Origin of the sequence: uncultured Intestinimonas sp. (assembly GCF_944387245.1) — a bacterium.
GTDB lineage: Bacteria > Bacillota > Clostridia > Oscillospirales > Oscillospiraceae > Intestinimonas.
Genome location: NZ_CALXEE010000111.1, coordinates 1 through 5282 on the forward strand (window position 1 = coordinate 1; position 5282 = coordinate 5282).

Genomic DNA, 5282 nt, shown 5'->3' on the forward strand with positions numbered 1-5282 from the left:
CGAAGGAGCACCACTCAGAGTCACATCAGCTTTACGGTGTAGTAGACGGCCATAATAAAGAGCCAGGCCACCAGGGCAAAGATAAGGTAGTAGGCGGCGCTGGTGCCCAAGACCAGGGCGGCGACCACAGCCACAGCGACGACGGCACAGGTGAGGTAGATCATACCGTAGGAGGCGTTGTGGGCAAAAATCTGGAGCTTCTTTCCACCCAGAGTCAGGGAACCGCCATGGGTAGACATGGAGCGGCACAGAAGGACCGCAGCCACAAGGATCACCGCCAGCACTACCAGATAGGCATACAGCAGAGACTGATGTGCCCCACCGGCCCGGCGGAAGAGCCACAGGCCCAGAAGACCCAGGGCGGAGAGGACGGTGACGGCAAAAAACTCATGCTGATAGAGGTAGTACACCAGGGCCAGTACAGCGGCGGCAGGAACGGCTCCGCAGAGGAACTGTACGCCGGTACCATAGAAGCGATAGGTAATCACCGAGATCACCAGAGCAGTGAGGAAAACACCGAACAGGACTCCGGGGAGGGTGGTGGGCTTCCCGCTCTTAGTCCGGAAGATGGCCCAGAGCAGGCAGACAACGGTACCGACAGCGGTGACGCCGATGATGGCGGGCCAGGCCTTTAGCAAAGCACCGGCAAATTCGATCTCACCAGGCGTGGTGGTGATATTGACATAATAGCGGTTGAGCAGAAGCAGAACGAGTTCCACCACTACGGCGGCTCCGAACCAGATCAGTACCCGGTTCAGGATCACGTCCTCCTTGTGGCTGCGGGCCGCGCGCTTCTCCGCCGCGCGTTTTTCTTTGTCCATGGATCCATCTCCTTGTTTGATGCTCAAAACGACTGGTCCAGAAGATGGCCAGTCTAACGGATGATATTCTACCAGAAATCCCGCCGTTTTGCAACAAGAAAAAACGACGATCCCTGCTTATGTTGCCAGGAAGGGCAGGATATGATACAATCGACCTATCTTTTCTTGATCAGTGAGGCGGACTATGAAGCGTATTGTTCCTCTCCTGTGCGCCGCGGCACTCCTCACGGGCTGTGCCTCCAGCCAGGAGCCTGTGATTCAATCTTTTTTTGCCATGGACACCACCATGTCCATCACAGCTTATGACGACAACCCCACCGAAGCTCTGGTGGCCGCTCAGCAGGAGGTCAACCGGCTGGACGCCCTGTGGTCCCGGACCCGGCCGGATAGCGATGTGACCCGGCTCAACGCCGCCGCCGGCGGGAGCGCAGTGGAGGTGGACCCGGACACCGCCGCCCTGCTGGAGAAGGCAAACGCCGCCGCCGTGGAGAGCGGTATGTCCTTTGATCCGGTGTTGGCGCCGGTGATGGACGCCTGGGGCTTCGGCGCCACCGAGAGCGAGACCACGGCGGTTCACCGGGTGCCGGAGCAGGCGGAGCTGGACGCCCTTCTACCCCTGACCCGGGACCTGCCTGTGGTGGAGGGAGACACCGCCGTCCTGCCCGTGGCGGGCCAGGCGGTGGATCTGGGGGCCATTGCCAAGGGAGCCGCCGCTGATTATGTAGTGGAGGCCCTTACCGAACACGGGGTGGAGTCCGCCATCATCGCCCTGGGAGGCAATATCACCGCCCTGGGTACCAAGCCGGACGGCAGCCCCTTTCGGGTGTATGTCCGGGACCCTCAGGGGGGAGGGGAGGACTATCTGTGCCTCATGTCCCTGCCGGCGGGGTGGACCTGTTCCACCTCCGGGGGCTATGAGCGGTATTTTGAGGCCGATGGCCAGATCTACCACCATATTATCGACCCCACCACCGGCTATCCAGCCCAGTCGGGGCTGCTTTCGGTGACGGTGGTGGCCCAGGACCCGGCCCTGGCTGACGCCTGGTCCACTGCCCTCTATGTCTTGGGGGCGGACGAGGCCCTGTCCCGCTGGGAGAGCGGCGAGGGCACCGTGGCGGAGATGGACCTCATCCTGGTGACGGAGGAGGGCCGCGTCTATGTCACCGAGGGCCTGGAGGAGGGCCTGGAGACCCTGGGAGAGGGGGCGGGCTACACCTATGAGATCGTCCGCCGCTGACCGCACCCGGCCCACCTTGCTGGACGGCCTGGTGGTGCTGGTGGTGCTGGTGGCCGCCGGAGCCATTTTATTTGCCTTTCGTCCCAAAGCCGGCAACTTTCTCACTGCCCGGATCGTCTTAGACAATGAGCTGGTGGCGGAGATCCCGCTCAGCGACCTGGACGAGCCGGTCACCATGGAGGTGCCGGGTGCCAAATATCCCATCACTGTAGAGGCGGAGCGGGGGCGGGTCCGGGTTGCACATAGCGACTGCCCCAGCCAGGACTGTGTCCACACCGGATGGGTCTCCCGTTCCGGTGGGCAGATCGTGTGCCTGCCCAATCGCCTGGTCATCACCGTCACCGGCGGCACGGCGGAAGCCGACGCCGTGACGGGTTGAGAGGGGGCGGTATAGAATGACACACTCTGTCCGCCGCCTGACCCGCTGCGCGGTGCTCACCGCCTTGGCCCTTGCCATCTCTGTGTGCGAGGGCCTGGTGCCCCTGAGCATCCTCATTCCCCTCCCGGGCCTGCGCCTGGGGCTTGCCAACCTGGTCACGGTGTATGCCCTGTGCCGGCTCTCCGCCCGGGAGGCCTTCGGCATCCTGATGGCCCGGTGTCTGCTGGGCGCCATCGTGGGCGGTAATCTCTCCGCCCTGGCCTTCTCCCTCACCGGGGGTATTCTGGCCTTCGCAGTCATGTGGCTCCTGCTCCACGTCAGAGGGCTCTCCCTCTTCGGCGTGTGCATCGCCGGGGCCGCCGCCCACAACACCGGCCAGATTCTGGCCGCCATGGGCGTGCTGGCTTCACCGGCCATTGCCGTGTACTTGGCGCCGCTGCTGCTGGCCAGCATATTGACCGGCGCAGTCACCGGCGCGGCCTCCATTCTGCTGGTGCAGCGGGTGCCATGGGGAGACAGTGGAAGAACGTAACGGAATCGTTACCCCTTTGTAGTGCTTTTTCCGGTGTTTTGTCGTATGATGCAGATACCAATGAACACGATGGAGGAAAGAAGCCATGAAGCACCTTGCCCGCCCTGTGGCCCTGTTGCTGGCTCTGGGCCTAACTCTCTCTCTGTCCGCCTGTGGGCCCAAGGAGGAGCCATCCGGATGGCAGCCCACCCATGAACCTATCCAGACGCAGACCGCTGCCCCGGAACCCACTCCTACGCCGGCTGTTGACCCTTATGACGCCGTGCGGCACTACTGGTCGACCGACCAGCTCACCCAGTCGTGGGGGCCGGAGCAGCCGGTGGAGCACCTCTTTTTCCACCCCATCATTGCCTATCCCCAGTACGCCTTCTCCAGTGCCGTCCCCACTGACCGGCAGAAGGGCCTGGACGACTGGATGGTGACGGTGGACGAGTACAAGAAGATTCTCCAGAACGTCTATGACAAGGGCTATATCCTGGTGGCCATGGAGGATGTGTGGAGCGAGGTCACCGATGACAGCGGCACCCACATGGTGCGCAACACCCTCATGCTGCCCGAGGGGAAGAAGCCCCTGATCATCTCCTTTGACGATGTAAACTACTACGACTACATGCTGGCCGAGGGCTTTACCTCCAAGCTGGTGGTGGGGGAGGACGGTCAGATCTGGGCCCAGTGCACCGATCCCAACACCAAGGAGACCTTCCTCACCCAGGACCTGGACGCCACGCCGATCCTGGACAACTTTGTCCTGGAGCACCCCGACTTTTCCCTCAACGGAGCCAAGGCCATCTACTCTCTCACCGGCTACCAGGGTATTCTGGGCTACCGGACCCAGAACGACCGGGACATCGCCCCCAACGACCCCAAGCGGCCCGAGTTCGAGGCCCACCGGCAGAGTGAGATCGACGCGGTGAAACCGGTGATCGAGCGGCTCAAGGAGACGGGCTGGACCTTCGGCTCCCACACCTGGGGCCACATCAACCTGGGCAGCGAGAAGCGCACCCTGGAGTCGGTCAAGAACGATACCGAGCGGTGGCTGGAGGAGGTGGGGACCCTGGTAGGGCCCACCAACATCCTCTTCTATCCTCACGGTGCCCGGCCTGACGGGGACGACTGGCACAAGACGGGTCCTATGTTCCAGTACCTCCAAAGTATGGGTTTTCGGGTCTTTGCCAGTGTGGGTGTCAATTCCTTTTCTTATATTAAAGATGATATCTCTGCCGTGATTTGTGACCGCCTCCATCCGGACGGGACCACCCTGCGCTGGTCCCGGGACCGCTATCTCCAGTTCTATGATGCCAAGGATATTATCGACCTGAGCGTGCGCCCAGATCTGGGTGTGGGCTGGTAAAGTGCTCCGCCGCGGATATCGTCCGCGGCGGAGTTTTTAGCTGGTCGGGCCCCGGAGGCAGCTGGTATTCCTTGGCTCTGCGAAGAAAGGTCTGGTAAGAGATGCCCAGCTGGCGGGCGGCTGTCCGGGAGGACACCCCGCCCCGGTGCCATAACCGGGCCAGCTCCCAGAAACCCTCGGGAAGCTCCATGCGGCCGGGTCCGAAGCGCACCCCACGGGATTTGGCGGCGGTGATGCCCTCCAGCTGGCGTTGGCGCGTATTTTCGCGCTCGGTCTGGGCCACGTAGGAAAGGAGCTGGAGGACGATGTCCGCGATCAGGGTCCCGGTCAGGTCACGGCCTCTCCGGGTGTCCAGCAGGGGCATGTCCAATACCACGATGGCGGTTTGGAGGGTTTTGGTGATGTGTCTCCATTGATCGAGGATCTCCGCGTAGTTCCGGCCCAGACGGTCGATGCTCTTGATGACCAGGGTGTCCTCCGGACGCAACCGCTGGATCAGGCGATGGTAGAGGGGGCGGTCGAAGTCCTTGCCCGACTGCTGTTCCACGACGATGTTCCGTTCATCTACGCCGAAGGTACGCATGGCAATAAGCTGTCTGGCCGTATTCTGTTCCCGGGTGGAAACTCGGACATATCCATAAATATTTCCTTTCATGGGGTTTCCCTCCTTTGATTACAAATGTCATTCTAATAGGCTAATTATAAAGGATATGGCGGGAAATTCCCACAAAAGGTGTATTTTGGGAGAAAACTGTCCGGCCTCTGTCCGCAGTGGGGGAAGCGGGGAACGGCCCGCATCGGCCGTATTGCCTTCCTTTTTTTGCCTGTTCAATAGTTTCAAAAAAGATAAATTATGGAAAAAAGAAGAGGACCGGACAGAAGTCCGATCCTCCTCTTTCTCATGCTATGGAATTGTGGCGGCCTGTGTTGGGCAGAGCTTCCGGTTACTGGAGCAGCTGCAG

General features: G+C 61.4%; 6 protein-coding genes. 4 read left to right on the forward strand and 2 right to left on the reverse strand.

Going from position 1 to position 5282, the window contains the following annotated elements:
* Window positions 1-20 precede the first annotated feature (20 nt).
* On the reverse strand, window positions 21-821 hold the full coding sequence (locus tag Q0K15_RS10570) for a hypothetical protein (RefSeq protein WP_294515808.1): 801 nt from the start codon (window positions 819-821) through the stop codon (window positions 21-23).
* 184 nt (window positions 822-1005) lie between these two features.
* Between Q0K15_RS10570 and Q0K15_RS10575 the strand changes: the two genes are divergently transcribed.
* The 4 genes from Q0K15_RS10575 (at window position 1006) to Q0K15_RS10590 (ending at window position 4320) form a co-directional block, all read left to right on the forward strand.
* Window positions 1006-2058, forward strand: coding sequence for an FAD:protein FMN transferase (locus Q0K15_RS10575; protein ID WP_294515809.1), 1053 nt, complete (start codon window positions 1006-1008; stop codon window positions 2056-2058).
* On the forward strand, window positions 2039-2437 hold the full coding sequence (locus Q0K15_RS10580; protein WP_294515810.1) for a NusG domain II-containing protein: 399 nt from the start codon (window positions 2039-2041) through the stop codon (window positions 2435-2437). The genes Q0K15_RS10575 and Q0K15_RS10580 overlap by 20 nt, the downstream gene beginning before the upstream one ends.
* A gap of 16 nt (window positions 2438-2453) precedes the next feature.
* Entirely contained in the window at window positions 2454-2969 is a 516-nt protein-coding gene (locus Q0K15_RS10585; RefSeq protein WP_294515811.1) for a Gx transporter family protein, read from the forward strand.
* 85 nt (window positions 2970-3054) lie between these two features.
* Complete coding sequence (locus Q0K15_RS10590) at window positions 3055-4320, forward strand: hydrolase (RefSeq protein ID WP_294515812.1); 1266 nt, start codon at window positions 3055-3057, stop codon at window positions 4318-4320.
* Here Q0K15_RS10590 and Q0K15_RS10595 read toward each other — a convergent pair.
* Window positions 4277-4975 (reverse strand): recombinase family protein, encoded by a 699-nt coding sequence (locus Q0K15_RS10595; RefSeq protein WP_294515813.1) that lies wholly within the window; start codon window positions 4973-4975, stop codon window positions 4277-4279. The genes Q0K15_RS10590 and Q0K15_RS10595 overlap by 44 nt on opposite strands.
* Window positions 4976-5282: the final 307 nt, after the last annotated feature.

Coding starts and splice junctions, on each gene's coding strand:
- Q0K15_RS10590 (WP_294515812.1), top strand. CDS start 3,055: ATGAAGCACCTTGCCCGCCCTGTGGCCCTGTTGCTGGCTCTGGGCCTA.
- Q0K15_RS10575 (WP_294515809.1), top strand. CDS start 1,006: ATGAAGCGTATTGTTCCTCTCCTGTGCGCCGCGGCACTCCTCACGGGC.
- Q0K15_RS10570 (WP_294515808.1), bottom strand. CDS start 821: ATGGACAAAGAAAAACGCGCGGCGGAGAAGCGCGCGGCCCGCAGCCAC.
- Q0K15_RS10595 (WP_294515813.1), bottom strand. CDS start 4,975: ATGAAAGGAAATATTTATGGATATGTCCGAGTTTCCACCCGGGAACAG.
- Q0K15_RS10580 (WP_294515810.1), top strand. CDS start 2,039: ATGAGATCGTCCGCCGCTGACCGCACCCGGCCCACCTTGCTGGACGGC.
- Q0K15_RS10585 (WP_294515811.1), top strand. CDS start 2,454: ATGACACACTCTGTCCGCCGCCTGACCCGCTGCGCGGTGCTCACCGCC.